The sequence below is a fragment of the Streptomyces sp. NPDC048436 genome, from assembly GCF_043200355.1.
Taxonomy (GTDB): domain Bacteria; phylum Actinomycetota; class Actinomycetes; order Streptomycetales; family Streptomycetaceae; genus Streptomyces.
Genome location: NZ_JBICXP010000008.1, coordinates 242,412 through 258,928 on the forward strand (window position 1 = coordinate 242,412; position 16,517 = coordinate 258,928).

Below are 16,517 nucleotides of genomic sequence, written 5' to 3' on the forward strand. Positions count from 1 at the left end.
GCATTTCGTCGTCCGGGCCGAGCGGGCACTGCCCGCCGGCCCGGTCAGCATCATGACCACCCGCGGTAGGTCTCCAGTTCTTTCCGGCTTCTTTCCTTGCCGCACCGGTCTCTTACGGCCGCTTGTACGCTGCCGACCACGGTCGCGATAACCCCCCACCCCACCGCGGCTACCGGCTTACGAGACCCCTTTCATGGACCACGCCTGGAGACTCCATGAACAACGCTACGGCCGTCTCAGCACCCGTACAGCTCCCCGGCCCCATGCAGATACCCCTGGTGGGCTGGCGGACCAGGGGGCTGCGGATGCTGGGCGATCCAGCCGAATACTTCATGCGCCAGTACGCCCGCTACGGTCAGGCCAGCGCTTGGGATCCGCGACACCCGCGGCACGTTTTCGCGTTCGGCCCCGAATACCTCAAGAAGATCTTCGCGGAGCCGGACGTCTTCATCGCCGACTCCTTCCGCGAGGTACGGATTCCGGAGCAGAGTTCCTTTTACCGGCTCACCAACGGCCTGTTGCGACGCAACGGGGATCCGCACCGCAAACATCGCCGGCTCATGCAGCCCTCCTTCACCTCCCGCCGCGTCCTGGTGCACCGGGAGACCATCGCCGATGTGACCGACCGATGCCTGTCCGGCTGGCGCGCCGGGGACGTCATACCGATGCACGACGCCCTCGCGCGCATCATCATGCTCACCGCTATGCGCACCGTGTTCGACATCGATGCCCCCGCCAGGATCGACCGGCTGCAGGGACTCATCAGCCGACTGCTGCGCGTGGCCGCCTCACCCCTGACCCTGCTGGCGCCCTACGACCTGCCGGCCAGTCCGTTCAGAACGGCCCTGCGCACCTGCGAGGAGATCGAAGCACTGCTGCTGGAGATGGTCCGGGAACGGCGTGCGGGCGAAGCAGCAGGCAAGGATGTGCTGACGAGTCTGGTCCACGCCGTGGACGACGACGGCAGCCGACTGACCGAGGCCGAACTCGTCGGCGAGGCCTATACCGCCTTCTGCCACGACAGCAGCACGGCCACCTTGATGTGGACCCTCCTGCTGCTCGACCAGCATCCGCACCTGATGAACGACGTGGTCGACGAAGTCAGCGCCGTCTGCGGCGACGGGCCGCCCGACGACGAGCAACTGAACCGGCTGCCGCTGCTGGACGCCGTCCTCAAGGAGACGCTGCGTCTGCTGCCGCCCGCCCCGATGCTCATCCGCTACACCTCACGGCCCACCCCCTTCGACAGGTATCAACTGCCGTCCGGCGCCATGGTCTTCTTCAGCTCCTACGTCACCCACCGGCTCGAGGAGACCTACCACGATCCGCTGGCCTTCGACCCGTCCCGCTGGGAGCGGGAGAGCCCGTCGATCTACGAGTACCTGCCGTTCGGGGCCGGCGCCCACAACTGCGTGGGCCGGCACTTCGCGATGCTGGAGATGAAGACCGTACTGGCGCTGCTGTTGCGGAAATTCCGGCCCACGCTGGTGCCGGATACCCAGGTGAACCGGTCGATGCGCGTCTCGCTGGTGCCCAGCCACGGCCTGCCCATGCGTCTGCTCCCCCGCGGAACGAGGGCGGCCCCGACCCCGTTGCGCGGCAACATCCGCGACAGCGTCCGGCTGCCCTAGCCGCCCGCGCGCCTGGCCCCCTTCGGCAGAGCACCCTCAGGAGCCCCCGTGTCCACCGACCCGCCCACCGTCATCATCTCCGGAGCCGGTCCCACCGGCCTCGCCCTCGCCGGCGAACTCAGCGGCTTGGGCATCCGGTGTCACGTCGTAGAGAAGCGGCGCCGGCCCTCCCCGTACTCCCGGGCCTTCGGCCTGATGCCCCGCACCATGGAACTGCTGGACATGCGCCGGCAGATGGAGCCCTACCTCGATGCGGGGCTGCCCTGTACGCGTCCGCCGCTGGGGGACCTGCGCGGGCACCTGGACTATCGCCGCCTCGACACCCCGTTCCCCTACATCCTCATCATCCCGCAGCTACGCACCGAGGAGCTGCTGGAAAAGGCGGCGCTGGAGGAAGGCGCGCAGATCGAACGCGGAGCCGAAGTCACGGCCGTGCACCAGGAACCGGATGCCGTACGAGTCGAGATCACCGGCGCCAACGGCACCCGCCGGACGCAGACCGCGGATTTCCTCGTCGGCTGCGACGGAGTCCGCAGCACCGTACGCCGCAGCGTCGGCATTTCCTTTCCCGGCCGTGACTACCACCAGTCCCTGATGATCGTCGACGCCCCACTGGGCAATCCCCCCGAAACGGAGGTCTACGCACGCATCACCCGGCGGGGCATGGTTGCCGCTTACCCCTTCGGCGACGGCACCTTCCGCCTCATCATCCTCGACCGGGAGAAGATGGCCATCCCGGTGGAGCAGTCACTGACGCTCGAGGACGCCTCGGACAGCATCCGCTCCATTCTCGGCATCGACCTGGCCCCCTATGACCCACTGTGGCTGTCCCGCTTTCGCAGCGCGCAGCGGCACGCCACCCAATACCGCCGCGGGCGGGTGCTGTTGGCCGGGGACGCCGCCCATACGCACATACCCTCCGGCGGGCAGGGGCTGCAGGTCGGCATCCAGGACGCCATGAACCTCGGCTGGAAACTGGCGGCCGAACTGCACGGGTGGGCACCCGAAGGACTGCTGGACTCCTACGAGCAGGAGCGGCTGCCGATCGCGGAGGCCACCCTGCGCAAGACGGACATGAACTTCCGTTTCGAGACCTCGGATTCCCCACCGGCCCGGCTTGCACGGTGGCTCATCATGAAGGGCGGCCGCTTCGGGCCGCTGCAGACGCCGGTGCTCAAGGAATTCGCCAATTTCACGCTGCGTTATCCTCCGCCGCGCGAGGCCCGGCACAACGCCTTGGTGGGCACCCGGGTCCCGGATGCCACCCTGCACGGCCGCGAAGGCCACGGCGGCCGGCTGTTCGAACTGTTCCGGCAGCGGCGGTTCGTCCTGCTCGACCAGTCGCCCGACGGCCGTGGCGCGGCCCTCGCGGCCGACGGCTGGGGCGGGCGGGTCCGCGCCACCCGCAGCCTCGCCCAAGGCCGAGTCCGGCTGCCCGAAATTCTCCTCGCCCGCCCGGACGGCTACGTGGCGTGGGCCGGGGACGCCGACGGCATCGACGCCCTGCGCGGCGCCCTGACCCACTGGTGCGGCGATGCCGACGCCGGCGCGACCAAGCGCTGACCTCCCTCACCCCGAGAACCGACCAACCCCGCGACCCGAAGGGATCCTTCCGTGTTGGACCGACGTACCTTGCTGCGCCTGGGAACCGGTGCGGCGGCGGCCGGCGCCGTCAGCACCGGGGCACATCAGGCCTTCAGCCGGACGGGCGACCGCATTCCCTGGGGAAGACTTCGCGGCGCGCTGCGCGGCGAGTGCGTTCTGCCGGCCGACCGCGATTACGAGCAGGCCAAGGCCATGGTGCTCGGCCAGTTCAACTCCGTCCGTCCACAGTGCGTCGCGTACTGCGAGACGGCCCAGGACGTGGGGCGGTGTCTGCGTTTCGCGGCCGAACACGACCTGCCGGTCGCCCCGCGCAGCGGCGGCCACAACTACGCAGGCTGGTCCACCACACCGGGCCTGCTCATCGATGTCTCCCGGATGAACCGGGTCCGCCCCGGTGACGGATCGGTCCACCTGGGGCCGGGCGCGCAGGCCGTGGACATCGTGCACCAACTGGCACCGCACGGCCTGCAGACCATCTCCGGACTGTGCCCGAGCGTGTGTCCTGGCGGCTACATCCTCGGCGGCGGCATCGGCTGGGCGACCCGCAAATACGGCCTGGCCTCGGACATGCTGCGGTCCGCCGAAGTGGTGCTGGCCGACGGCAGCGTGGTGCGGGCGTCGGAGAAGTCAGAGGCCGACCTGTTCTGGGCGCTGCGAGGCGGCGGTGGCGGAAACTTCGGAATCGTCACCGACTTCCAGGTCCGACCGGTCTCCATCCCCTCACTGGTGAACTTCAACCTGACCTGGGACTGGGACCACGCCGTCGATGTCACCCACTCCTATCTGGAGTGGCTGCAGCACGCCCCCGACTCCTGGGGCTCGACCCTGGCGATCTTCTTGGCGAAGTCGACACCTACGGCCGTGCCCCAACTCCTCATCCACGGCGCCTTCTTGGGCAGCATGACCGACTTCGAGCGGGCTCGCGACGAACTGATCGACGCCATCGGGCACCGGCCGGCCACCGAAGACGCCGACAACCTCCCCTACGACCAGGCATCGATGCAGTTCTACGAGTGCGAGGACTACTCCGTCGAAGAGTGCCACCTGGCAGGCAGCAACCCCGAAGCCAAGGTCCCCCGTTACCACTTCGCCGTTGACCGCGGACGGCTCGCCGACCGGCCGCTGTCGCGTACCGCGGTGCGGGAACTGATCGAGGCTTTCGACGCCGACCGTGTCAAGGAGCAGTTCCGCTACCTGACCTTCTTCGCCCTGGGCGGCCAGGCCAACCGGGTGGGCCGCTCGGAGACCGCGTACGTGCACCGGACGTCGCAGTACTACATCGGCTACACAGTAGGCCTGAACCAGGACACCCCTGACGCGGAGAGCCGCGCGGCCGCACAATCCTGGGCCGACAACGGGTTCGCGGTATGCGACCGGTACGGCATTCCCGAGGACTACATCAACTTTCCCGACCCGCACCTCGCGGACTGGCGAACGGCGTACTACGGAGAGAACTACGCACGGCTCGCCGCCGTGAAACAGGCCTACGACCCCGACAGGTTCTTCAGGTTCGGCCAGAGCATCGGAAGCTGACGGCCGCCCCCGACCACGCATGCACCCACTGAGAGAGGTTGACGCGCGATGACGACAGAGAACGCGCCCAGCAGCAGCAAGGTCGCCGATGTGTACGACGAGATCACCACCGTCATGGCCAAGTTGTGGAACGGCAACCTCCACTACGGCTACTGGAGCGGGCCCGACGACGACAGCAGTTTCGAGGAGGCCGTCGACCGGATGACCGAGCAGGTCATCCGGCGGCTCGACCCGCGGCCCGGTCAGCACGTACTCGACGTGGGCTGCGGCATCGGATCACCCGCGCTCCAACTGGCCCGCGACCACCAGGTGACGATCAAGGGAATCTCCATCAGCTCCCGCCAAGTGGCACTCGCCAACGAACGCGCTCGGGAAGCGATCGGCCTGGCCGGCTCGGTCTCCTTCGAGACGGTCGACGCCATGAGCCTTCCCTACCCGGACGGCACGTTCGACCGCGTGATGTCGCTGGAGTCGATGATGCACATGCCGGACAAGCTGCGGGCGCTCAAGGAGATCACCCGCGTGCTGCGTCCCGGCGGCCGGCTGGCACTCGCCGACATCGCACAGCCGTCCCTGCCCGACGACGGAGGCGACGGCCAGCCCAAGGCGGAGACGTCGGACGAGACCTATTCCATGGTGAAGATCGACGAGTACGGCGCGCTGCTGCGGGAGGCCGGCCTCGAACCCCTGGAGGTCACCGACGTCAGCGACCAGACCCGCCGCTCGAGCCGCCACTTCGTGGCCGGTGCGGAAGACTGCCGCGAGGAATATGTGCGGGCGATCGGTGAGGAAGAGTTCGAGCGGAGGCTGGAGGAGGGGCGGCGGCTCGAGTGGACACCTGAGATCGGATACGTGCTGATCGCCGCCCGCCGCCCCGAAGGGTGAGGAGCACCGCCCCCCCCTGCGACCGTGCCGCCCCCCCCCCTACGCCCGCCGTCCGCCGTCCACCGACAGCGCGATCCCGGTGACGTCGCCGCTTCCCGCGCGTGGCAGCGAGGGAGGCACTTCCCGGGCGAAGGGGTGGTCATCAACTGCTAGGTGTCGGTCAGTCGGAGGCCGTGGAGGGGTCTTTTGGGTGTGGTCGCTCACGGCAGGATCTCGACGTACCCGTCGGTCCCGTGCACGCGGATCCGCTGCCCGTCCCGGATCAGCCGGGTGGCCTGCTCCACGCCCACGACGGCCGGCAAGCCGTACTCCCGGGCGATCACCGCGCCATGGGTCATCAGGCCGCCCACCTCCGTCACCAGGCCCGCGATTCCGACGAACAGCGGCGACCAACTGGGGTCCGTGAAGGTCGTGACCAGGATGTCGCCCGCTTCGAGATCGGCCTCCGCCATGTCAAGGATGACGCGGGCCCGGCCCTCGACGGTCCCGGCGGAAACCGGCAGGCCGACCAAGGCGCCGGTCGGCACATCGTCGCGCCGGTACGCCCCGGTGAGGGCCTCGCCCTCCGATGTGAGTACACGCGGCGGCGTCAGCGCGTGGTACGACCGGAACGCGTCCTTGCGCTGCTGGATGAGCTGGTCATCCACCTGGTTCGAGCAGACGACGTCGTGCAGTTCCTGGAACGTGAGGTAGAAGATGTCCTCCTTCTCAGGAAGCACCCCTGCCCGCACGAGGCGCTCGGCTTCCTCCAGCAGAGCCTGCTTGTAGACGAAGTAGCGGCTGACAATGCCGTACTTCGGGTACTCCCGGTACCCGATGAAGGTCCTGACCTGGTCGATCATCCGCTTGGCCTCGTCGGCTTTCCGGTCCCCGTCCGGCAGGGCCCGCAAGCGTGACAGCACGTCCTGTTCCTTCTTCTGCGCCTTCTGCCGCCCTTGTTCGAAGCGCCGCTCGGCGGCGCCCGGCTCGAAGTTCCTGACGTTGTCGAGGATCACGGGCAGGAGTGTGGTGGGGCGCTCACGCCAACGTGGCCTCGTGATGTCGATCTCGCCGACGCAGCGCATGCCGTACCGGTCGAGGTACGTCTCGATGGCGTCGCGCGCTTCGGTCCCGCCCGTGAGCTTCGCCAGCTCGTCAAGGAAGCCCTCGTCCTCAACGCCCTGTAGGAACGCCACCACCTCTGGATACGGGCGGATCACGTCCGCGACGTCGAGCAGCGCCAGTCCCATCTCCGACGTGACGTTGTCGGGGGCCGACAGCGTGAGCGTGTCAGCCGCGTTCTTCTCGCCCAGCCACTCCTGCAGCTTGTCGTTGAGCCACCACGTGGCCTCCATCCCCGCCATGATCGCCTGCATGTTCAGCGGATCGCTGAGGACCCGCTTGTGCTCCTCGAAGGCCTCCAGCAGGAAGCCGAACAGCGCCGGTCCGGACTTTGTGCGGATGTCGCGCTCCAGGGCGGCGATGGACGTCTGGCTGCGCTTGATCAGCTCGGCGACGATAGCCGGATCGGTCACGAGCGGGTCGGGCGCACCGCTGGCCGGCAGCCCTCCGGGACCCGCGTCCGGGAGCGAAGGGACGAAATCGTCGCGGTCGAGGACGGTCTCCAGAGCATCCCTGACCAGCGGATCGCCTCTTCCGATGATGTCCAGGAGGCCGACGCGGCTCGCGGGCGATGCCAGGCGCCGGGTGACGTCGACGAACAGCCTCCCGCCGGCCTCGTGCATCGGTGCCATGGCCGTCAGTTGCCACGTGGAGAAGCCCAGGGGCTTCATGGGGTCGGTCATCATCTGCTGATGACCGACGGAGACGTAGACGTGGTTCTCCTGGTCGCCGGACTCGGGGATGGGGAACAGCGTCGTGATCGGCCGGCTCTGGACGATCTGGAAACCATCGTCGACCAGGCACCATTCGATGTCCTGCGGGCGACCGAAGTGCGCCTCGATCCGCCGCCCGAGCCGCACGAGCCGCACGGCCTGCGCATCCGTCAGTGCCGGCTCCTTCTGCCGCTGCGAGTCGACCGCCACTTCCCGCGTACCGCCCGCCGGCAGGGCGTGAACGGCACGCTGTTTTGCGGCGATCGCTTTGGCGACGACTTCACCATGTCGCACCTTGAAGACATCCGGGTTCACCAGTCCGGAGACCAAGGCCTCCCCGAGGCCGAAGCCCGCGTCCACGGTGGCGACCTTCCGGTTGCCCGTGACGGGGTCGGCCGTGAACAGGATGCCGGCCGCCTGCGGGAAGACCATCTGCTGTACGACGACGGCCATGTGGACCGTACGGTGGCCGATGCCGTTGTGCTGGCGATAGGTCACGGCTCGCTCGGTGAACAGCGAGGCCCAGCACCGGCTGACGTACTGGAGGATCGCCGTCGGCCCCACGACGTTCAGGTACGAGTCCTGCTGGCCGGCGAAGGAAGCCGTCGGCAGGTCCTCCGCCGTCGCGCTGGACCGGACGGCGTAGGCGGCTTCCTCACCGAACTCGGCGAGCGCGCGGGTGATCGCCGCCGCGAGATCGCCCGGGATGGCGATCCCTTCGATGGTCCGACGAATCTGCGCGCTGAGCGTGCGGATCGCCTCCCGGTCGTCCGGGTTCAAGCGCGACAGCTGATCGAGGCGATCGTCGATCGACGGCGCTTCCGCCATGATCCGCCGGAAGGCGTCCGTCGTCACGCAAAAGCCGCCCGGCACTCGGATGCCATCGATCCGCGACAGGCCGCCCAGATGCGCGGCCTTGCCGCCAACGACCGCGACCTGCGTCTCGTCGGCCTCTCGGAGGTCCAACACGTACTGGTCACTCACTGCGATACCTCCGAGGCAGCCTTACTACCTTGCATTGCGGTGGCCGATCGAATCACCGGCGCCTCCAACTCTGTCATCGGCCGATGATTCTGCGCCGCGACCCGGGTCTTGTGGCAAGCCCCCCAACGCGCTATAAGTTGGGAGTGGCAAGGAGAGAGTCCTCCTTGCCTTTTTTCGGCCGACGCTCTCCGAGCGACCCGAGGGGTGGGCCCATGCGGGGCCCCGGCAGGTGCCTCAGGATGTGGGCCGGTCCAACCGCCGCTCGAGCCGAACCTCCGTCACGCTCACGCCATCCGGAGCGCCGAACGCCTCAACCATCACGCCGTTGTTGATGTCGGTGACCTCCACAGCCAAGTGCTCGGCCCCCATGCGCAGGTCGATCCTTGCCACTGGCTCGCCCGAGAAGTCGGGCATGCGGTGGATCCGTGCCGCCGGATACTTCAGGCTCACCAGCTTGTCCCGCATCTCCTCGTACGTCGCCGTATTCATCCCCGAGAACGCCCTGCTGATACGCAGTTGGTGCCTCTGGGCGGCGCACGTCTCTGCCGCGGTCAGCGGCACCGGGTCTACCAGGACGGGCAAGGTGGAGTCGGGGGTCGGCTCCGCTGCCGCGGCGTCGGCCACGGAGGCCGATGCCACGGTATCGATGCCGCTGGAGGCCTTCGGGGCACAACTCTGCGAGATGAGGTTCACCATCTCGAAGAACCGTGCCTCCGCGTCGTCGCTCGCCGCGACGGTGCTGACCGCGGAGGTCTGATCGGCGGTGACATTCTGCGCGCCGAAGCCGGCCAGAACGACGACGCCGCCGAGCGCGGCCGCCAGCAAGGGCTTCGTGAAGAGAATTGATCGCATGTCTGTACCATGCAGGCCGCCGGCCACCGCCCGCATGAGTACCGGTGCTCAGTCCACCAGAGGATCAACTCATCAGGTCAACTTCCGTTAGCTGCACGCCAGATGGGGATCCACCGCCCTCCGGGAGACGAACAGCGTGGCCGCGCCGGACACCCAACCGGTGCGCCCGAATGCCCAGGCCTGCACAGAAGAGGCTCCAAGGCGCCGACGCCTCGCCAGGTTGCGCACGTCGTCGTGTCGGATGCGGCCATAGCTCGTTGAGCATCCGCGGCAACCATGGGCGAGCTGTTCTGTGTGGTCGTGGACTTTTGAAGCAGCCTCCCGGAGGCTGCTTCCGTGGACTCGCCGCTGACCACCTATCTGCTTCCTGCCGTCCTTGCCCTGATCATGTTCGGTCTCGGACTCGGCCTGTCCGTGACCGACTTCCGCAGGATCGCGGCGTATCCGCGGCCTGTGGCCGTCGCGCTCGTCTGTCAGCTGGTGCTGCTGCCCGCCGCCTGTCTGGGCCTGGTGCTGGTCTTCGATCTGACTCCCGCGCTGTCCGTGGGGATGATGCTGCTCGCGGCCTCCCCCGGTGGCACGATGGCCAATATCTTCAGCCATCTCTTCGGTGGCGACGTCGCCCTCAACGTCACGCTGACCGCCATCAATTCGGTCATCGCCGTCGTCACGCTGCCGATCGTCGTGAATCTCTCCCTCGACCATTTCATGACCGGCACGGACGAGGCGCTGGGGCTGCGTTTCGACAAGACGCTGCAGGTCTTCCTCGTCGTGCTGGTTCCGGTCGCGGCGGGGATGCTGGTCCGGCACCGTCGTCCGGACTTCGCGGAGCGCTCCACCCGGGTGGTCAAGGTGACGGCGGTGGCCGTACTCATCGGCATCATCATCGTCGCGGTCGCCGCCGAGCGGGACAACGTGCTCGGCTATCTCGCCGACGTCGGTCTCGTCGTCTTCCTCTTCGGCGCGATCTCTCTCATCATCGGCTACGGGGCGACCCGGCTGGTCCGCGGCGACCACCGGCAATCCGTCGCCACCTGCTTCGAGATCGGCATGCACAACACCACGCTTGCGATGGCCATCGCCCTCAGTCCTTCGCTGCTGGACAGCACCCGGATGGCCATCCCCTCGGCGGTGTACGCGGTGCTGATGTTCGTCATGGCCCTGACCGCGGGCTTGCTGCTGCGCCGCATCGCCCCGGCCGAGAGTGCCGCTGCGAGCGCGGGAGCGCCTCCTGCCTCCACCTCCGCAAGCCGGGCGCCGGGGAAGCGGCTGGGTCCGCGGTGGTTTCCGTGGTCCGCGCGCAGGCGGCCCGCACCCGGTCGGGAGAGGCTCTGACCCGGAGCGGTCCGGTTCGGCGGGACCACTCCAGGACGAGACCGTCGGCGAAGGCGGAACCTTGGCGGAGGCGACGGTGGCAGCGATGAACAACAGTGACTCCGAGGCGGAGGGACGCGTCGTGCAGTACTGCGGAGATACCGGCTTCGAGACGCTGACCCGCTAGTGACCTGAGAGGCGGAAAATCATGTGCCCCAGGAACACCGGGCGCGTTACCGTCGGCACTATGGACGTCACAGGCCGAACCACCACCGCGACCGCGCGAGCGACCAGCTCTCCGGTTGCCGCCGCCTGACGTACTTCTTTCTTCCACCGGCGACCGGAGAACGGTCTGCCGGTGGTTCCATGGCGTTACCGCCCCGGTTCCGATGAGCCTGTGGACCGTTGTCCGGTGCCTCCCCGCTGCCACGCTGCCACGCGAAGGAGCCACCCCTCATGAACACCGATCACATCGTCCGCACATTCGTCGAGTACTTCGAGGAACGCGGCCACCGCCGGATCACCGGCTCGACTCTGCTGCCGCCGCCCGGGAACCCCGTGCTGTTCACCACCTCGGGCATGCATCCGCTCACCCCGTACCTGGAGGGACACCCGCACCCCCTCGGGAGGCGGCTGGTCAACGTACAGCGCTGTCTGCGCACCACGGACCTCGAGGAGGTCGGCGACAACACCCATCTGACTGTCTTCGAGATGCTCGGCACCTGGTCGCTCGGTGACTACGAGGGTCCCTTGAGCCTCGACTGGGGTTACAGGCTGCTCACCGAAGGACTCGGCATCAATCCGGGACTCCTCCACGCCACCGTCTTCGGTGGCGACGACCGGACCGGTTTGGATACGGCTTCCCTGGAGCTGTGGCAGGAGCGCGGGGTACCGGTGGAGCTCACCGTCGAGGACAACTGGTGGTCCAGCGGACCGACCGGCCCATGCGGTCCCGACTCGGAGATCTTCCTGTGGACCGGTAGCACTCCGCCGGAGTCGACCCCGACAGGTGACGACCGCTGGGTGGAGGTCTGGAACCACGTGATGATGCGCTATCGACGCCTCACCGACGGTTCACTCGTGCCGCTCCCCCAGCGCAACGTCGACACCGGACTCGGCCTGGAACGGCTGGCCTTGCTGTTGCAGGGCCACACCTCGGTGTTCGAGTGCGACGTCTTCGAACCCTGGCGCCGTCTCCTTCCTGCCCTGTGGCAACTGGACGAACTGTCGCTGCGGTTGACCTATGACCACCTGCGCTCGGCCATCGTGGTGATCGGCGACGGGGTACGCCCGGCCAACACCGGCCGAGGTTACGTGCTGCGCCGACTGCTGCGACGCGTACTCACCATTCTCCAGCGGGACGATCCACGGCGCAGTCTCGGAGACCTGCCGGACGAGTTGGTCGAGCACACCCTGGACCACTTCCGTCAGGAAGGGGATCCGGACGTCGTGCGCCAGGTGCTGCTCGAGGAGGAACGCCGTTTCGGTCGGCTCCTGCAGCGTGGCCGACAGATACTGGCCCGCCCCCGATTGCAAGGTCCGCTGGGCGATGACGATCTCCACTACCTCCACGACACCCACGGTCTGCCGCGCGATCTCGTCCTGAACCTGCGGTCGGAGGGCTGACTCCGGATGGATTGCCGGGAAGCGTCGAAGCGGGCTGCTTGATCGACCCGGGCGACCAGCCTCTCCGCATCAGCCGGTCGATGAGACGATCGGCCTATGGGTCAGGACGAGGGATATCTTCTGGACAACCGGCAGGTCGAGGCGGGCGCACGTTTCGACGCGCTCTCGGCCCTCTTCGACGCCTCTACGTTCCGGCACTTCGAGTCCGTCGGGATCGACAAGGGATGGCGGTGCTGGGAGGTGGGGGCCGGTGGGCCGACCGTCTGCGCGTGGCTCGCCGAGCGCGTTGGGCCACGCGGGCGCGTGCTCGCCACCGACATCGACGTGTCCTGGACGGAGACGGCCGCCGCCGAGGGCGTCGAGGTGCTCCGCCACGACGTCGCCCTCGACAAACCCCCTGCTGGCCCCTTCGACCTGATCCACGCCCGTCTCGTACTCGTCCACGTCGCCGACCGCGATGCCGCGCTGCGCTCCATGGTCCAGGCGCTGCGGCCCGGCGGCCGGCTGCTGATCGAGGACGCCGATCCCGCGCTGCAGCCGCTGATCTGCCCCGATGAGTACGGTCCCGAGCAGGAACTGGCCAACCGCCTGCGCCACGGCTTCCGTGAGTTGCTGCGACAGCGCGGCGCCGACCTCTCTTACGGACGTAAGCTGCCGCGGCTGCTGCGCGAAGCCGGCCTGGCCGATGTCGGGGCCGACGCCTACTTCCCGATCGCCTCGCCTGCCTGTGACGTCCTTGAGGCGGCCACCGTCCACCAGGTCCGCGACAAGCTCACGGCCGCCGGCCTCGCCACAGACGAGGAGATCGAGCGACACCTCGCCAACATCGCGGCGGGACGCCTCGATCTCGCCACCTCCCCGATGATCTCGGCCTGGGGCCGCCGGGCGCCTGAAGGCAGCCTCTGACGAAGGCCAGACACATCCGCATTCAGCGGGCGCGAATACGATTCGGCATCGCGTGGGACAGGTCACCGCCTGGCGAACCACGTCATCGTGACGTCGTTCGCGAACGACTTGCGGTCGGTCACTGTAAAGAGGGTGGGGTTGAAGCCTCCGTCGACGACCGCGATTCCGGATCCCGCCAGAGAGCCAAATGTCCTGGCCTTCTTCGTTCTTGAGGTTGCGGATCAGCGCGAGCGTCTCCGGGTATCTCGCGTTGACCCACGCGGCGTAGTCGGCGGCCTGCCGGTCGTCGCCCACGGGGTAGAAATTGAATTCACCTTCGGACTGCGCTCGGCGGGCGGCGCGTCGCACCTCTCCTGTTCCCTGCGGAACGCATGGAGGGGCCCGGGTGCCATACCGGCACCCGGGCCCCGAAGGAACTGCTACACCATCTGCCGACCCTCATCCTGCGTCGGCCTTCTGTTTCCGCCCACCCGACCGAACTGCTGCCGGGGGAACGGGGATCGCGGTTGCTTGACCGGAGACCACCTCACTATCGATGTCCTGCGGTACCCGGGCCCAAGACTTCCGCCCGGGCGATCCTGATGGCGCCTGGCTCCTCCGTTCTTTCCCTCTGAACCAATCACTTACCGAAGGGGAACTGCGTACCGCTGTTACTGCGTACTACTGGTGTTGCGTACTACTGATACCGCGTACTGCTGGTGGCCATCCATAGCGCCACTCTTCGACAGCCAGCCCCGTCGCCCTTCCTGGGAACTGCTCTGGCTCAGAACCCCACTGCCGAACCTCCCGGCACGCGCGCCCGCAGCCGACGCCTTTACCGAGGTACCGCTCACTGACTTCACTGCTGGTCCTGCGAACTGCACTTGCGTACTGCCACTGCATCAACTGCGGTCCTGCACGTGGTGGCCCCTGATCACTGCGGGCCACCCGGTCCGGTCGTCAGCCCCGTCGCCGTCCTGCAACCGCTCTGGCTTCGAAACTCCACCACCGCACCGTCCTGCAACTGCACTTGCGGGTACTGCTGCCCGGCAGTTCATCTCTGCCGGGCCCTGCTCGATCTCGACTACGAGAGAAACCATAACCACACCACCACCCAATGTCTACTCCGGCCGACATAGATTTTCGCGTGTCTCACGGTGGGGTAATCGCCCTCGAACAGAACAGGGGCCGGGCAGGAAGCACCCCCGGCAACCCGACTCGGCCCTACCACAGGCGTCCTGGCGCGCGGGCAAGCACTTCGCGTACCTCTGTGCCCTGCTCGACGGGAGGCGTTCCCGCCGCCCGGCACGCCCTGGACACGGCGACCGAGGACGAGGGTCCTGAGGCCCTGCTCAACGTGCGGGTCCTGGCGCTCACCGTTCTGGTCGAGGCGGTACGGCAGCAGGGCGCCGAGGCGGACGAACTCCTCGGTGAACTGGAAGACGCCGTACGCCAGTTGGTACGCCTCTTCGGCGAGCGCCATCCAAAGTCCCTGTCAGCCGTGGTCGCCCTGGCTGCTGGGCGGCGACTCACCTCCAGGGCGTGGGCACGGGCCGGTGGACGGGCGGGCAGGAAGGGCCGTGACCGGTGCCGTCCTGGTGCTGCGTCGGCGTGGCCCGAGCACTTCACGCCGTCAGGCCTCTCGGCCCGAGCCGGATGGGCGACATCGCCCGCGCCGCCCGCGTCCTCAACGGCCGGTGGAAATAGCCCCGTTGAGAAAGGAGGTCTCGGTGGGTGAGTCGGCTAGCGCGCCACGCGGTAGCGGAGGTGGACGACCCCCGAGCTGAAGTTGCGGGTCTCGACGAGTTCGAGATTCACCCTGCGCTCGTGCTGGGGAAAGAACGGGATGCCACCGCCAACCAGCACCGGGTAGACCCTGGCGCGGTATTCATCAATCAGACCCAACGCGGCCACATCGGCGGCGAGAGTCGCGCCGCCGATCGCGATGTTGCCCTCCCCCGGCTCGGCCCGCAACCGCTCGATCTCCTCCGCCAGGCCGCCGGAGGCCAGGCGGGCATTGCCCCGCACCGCCGACAGCGTGGTGGAGAACACCACCTTGGGGAGCGGATTCCAGATCGCGGCGAACTCGAGCGTTGACTTGTCGAGCGCTGGATCCTGGTCGGCGTTCTCCCAGTACAGCATCGTCTCGTACAGCCTTCGTCCCATCAGGTGGACGCCGACCTCGCGCACCTCGTCGGTGGCGAAGCGAAAGACCTCCTCGTCGGGCCCCGCCCAGTCGAAGCCGCCGTCCGGCCCGACGATGTAGCCGTCCAGTGAGACGCCCATCGAATAGGTCACGTTGCGCATCGGAAGTCCTCCTCGGTGACGGGTTCGACAGTACGACCGCCGGGCGCCGCGGAACTCATCGCCACTCGCGGGAGCCCCTGGGCCCGGGAAAACCTCACTTGGATTCCAGACGCCCCAGCGGGTGAGGGTTCTCGGCAAGGGCCTTTTGTGCGGCCGTCCAGCCGGAGCTGTCGATGCCGAGTGCATGGCGCAGGTAGGCCAGGGTGACCTGCTGGACCAGGGCGACGCGCGCAGGGTTCTCGTCGGTGGTCTCCGCGACCTCGTAGCCGGAGATGCCGCCGAGGAAGTGCTCTGCCCCGTACAGGGTGAGCAGACTCTTGCCACCGGGGCTCAGAACGTACGGGTCGGCCGTCCAGTCCGCTCCCCGGACGGTCAGTGGGAGGTTGTCCTCGTCCCCCGCGACCACGAGGGCCTGGGTGCTCATGCGCGTGAAGTCCGGGCTCCGCAGCCACGGAAGGTTCTCGGCCGCGAAGGGGGTCAGGTCGTCGCCGCCCTTGCCGGCCGTGGCGAGCAGGACGCCCGCCTTGACGCGCGGGTCGGACAGGTCCTCCGCCTTCCCGGTCTGCGGGTCAAGGACGCGCAGGCCCAGCAGAATGCCCGCCGTCTGGCCGCCGAAGGAGTGTCCGGCGGCGGCGATACGGCTGTGGTCCACGCGCCCGCCGAGGCCGGGGACGGCCGCTTCCAGCACGTCGAGGCTGTCCAGGACGCGCTTCATGTCCTCGACGCGAAACCGCCACATGTGCGGTCTGCGCGGGTCATCCGCGGCGAGGCCCTGGGTCTTGGAGTCGAGATGGGTTGGCTGGACGACCACGAAGCCGTGGGCGGCCCAGTGGTCGGCCAGGGGGCCGTAGCCGTCCAGTGACGATCCGAAGCCGTGCGAGAGGAGGACGATCGGCAGCTCGTGCCCGGTCACCGGCGCGGACACGCGAACGCGGAGTTCCGCACCGCGCTCCGGAGCGGGCAACACGACCGGCTTGACCGAGACGACGGGGGCGGGGATGGGGGTGAGGGCGGGACCAGTGATGCCGGTCGTCGCCGTCTCTGAGGTGGTCATGGGTGATGTCTTCTTTCTGGTGGTGCT

General features: G+C 68.1%; 11 protein-coding genes and 1 pseudogene. 8 read left to right on the forward strand and 4 right to left on the reverse strand.

Annotation, left to right across the window (positions count from 1 at the left end; all coding sequences use genetic code 11):
* The first annotated feature begins 215 nt into the window (after positions 1 to 215).
* The 4 genes from ACGFX9_RS27125 to ACGFX9_RS27140 are packed head-to-tail and all read left to right on the forward strand — an operon-like array spanning position 216 to position 5,654.
* Positions 216 to 1,631 (forward strand): cytochrome P450, encoded by a 1,416-nt coding sequence (locus ACGFX9_RS27125; RefSeq protein ID WP_393477167.1) that lies wholly within the window; start codon positions 216 to 218, stop codon positions 1,629 to 1,631.
* Between the two features lie 48 nt (positions 1,632 to 1,679).
* Positions 1,680 to 3,194: an FAD-dependent monooxygenase gene (locus ACGFX9_RS27130; RefSeq protein ID WP_393477170.1), complete on the forward strand. Its 1,515-nt coding sequence runs from the start codon at positions 1,680 to 1,682 to the stop codon at positions 3,192 to 3,194.
* 51 nt (positions 3,195 to 3,245) lie between these two features.
* On the forward strand, positions 3,246 to 4,769 hold the full coding sequence (locus ACGFX9_RS27135) for an FAD-binding oxidoreductase (protein ID WP_393477173.1): 1,524 nt from the start codon (positions 3,246 to 3,248) through the stop codon (positions 4,767 to 4,769).
* A gap of 48 nt (positions 4,770 to 4,817) precedes the next feature.
* Positions 4,818 to 5,654 (forward strand): SAM-dependent methyltransferase, encoded by an 837-nt coding sequence (locus ACGFX9_RS27140; protein WP_393477176.1) that lies wholly within the window; start codon positions 4,818 to 4,820, stop codon positions 5,652 to 5,654.
* A gap of 200 nt (positions 5,655 to 5,854) precedes the next feature.
* Here the strand turns inward: ACGFX9_RS27140 and rph are convergent, their stop codons facing one another.
* Positions 5,855 to 8,452: a rifamycin-inactivating phosphotransferase gene (gene rph / locus ACGFX9_RS27145; protein WP_393477179.1), complete on the reverse strand. Its 2,598-nt coding sequence runs from the start codon at positions 8,450 to 8,452 to the stop codon at positions 5,855 to 5,857.
* 234 nt (positions 8,453 to 8,686) lie between these two features.
* On the reverse strand, positions 8,687 to 9,304 hold the full coding sequence (locus tag ACGFX9_RS27150; RefSeq protein WP_393477182.1) for a hypothetical protein: 618 nt from the start codon (positions 9,302 to 9,304) through the stop codon (positions 8,687 to 8,689).
* A gap of 327 nt (positions 9,305 to 9,631) precedes the next feature.
* Between ACGFX9_RS27150 and ACGFX9_RS27155 the strand changes: the two are divergent.
* The 4 genes and pseudogenes from ACGFX9_RS27155 to ACGFX9_RS27170 form a co-directional block, all read left to right on the forward strand.
* Positions 9,632 to 10,639: pseudogene (locus ACGFX9_RS27155) on the forward strand (bile acid:sodium symporter family protein); the annotation flags it as partial.
* Between the two features lie 435 nt (positions 10,640 to 11,074).
* Entirely contained in the window at positions 11,075 to 12,244 is a 1,170-nt protein-coding gene (locus tag ACGFX9_RS27160; protein WP_393477185.1) for an alanine--tRNA ligase-related protein, read from the forward strand.
* A gap of 96 nt (positions 12,245 to 12,340) precedes the next feature.
* Positions 12,341 to 13,150, forward strand: a complete 810-nt coding sequence (locus ACGFX9_RS27165; protein ID WP_393477188.1) for a methyltransferase domain-containing protein — start codon at positions 12,341 to 12,343, stop codon at positions 13,148 to 13,150.
* 1,249 nt (positions 13,151 to 14,399) lie between these two features.
* A complete protein-coding gene (locus ACGFX9_RS27170) occupies positions 14,400 to 14,867 on the forward strand; it encodes a hypothetical protein (RefSeq protein WP_393477191.1) in 468 nt (155 codons plus the stop codon).
* Positions 14,868 to 14,872: 5 nt separating this feature from the next.
* Here ACGFX9_RS27170 and ACGFX9_RS27175 read toward each other — a convergent pair whose 3' ends face one another.
* Entirely contained in the window at positions 14,873 to 15,436 is a 564-nt protein-coding gene (locus ACGFX9_RS27175) for a dihydrofolate reductase family protein (RefSeq protein ID WP_393477194.1), read from the reverse strand.
* 94 nt (positions 15,437 to 15,530) lie between these two features.
* Positions 15,531 to 16,490: an alpha/beta hydrolase family protein gene (locus tag ACGFX9_RS27180; protein WP_393477197.1), complete on the reverse strand. Its 960-nt coding sequence runs from the start codon at positions 16,488 to 16,490 to the stop codon at positions 15,531 to 15,533.
* Positions 16,491 to 16,517 lie beyond the last annotated feature (27 nt).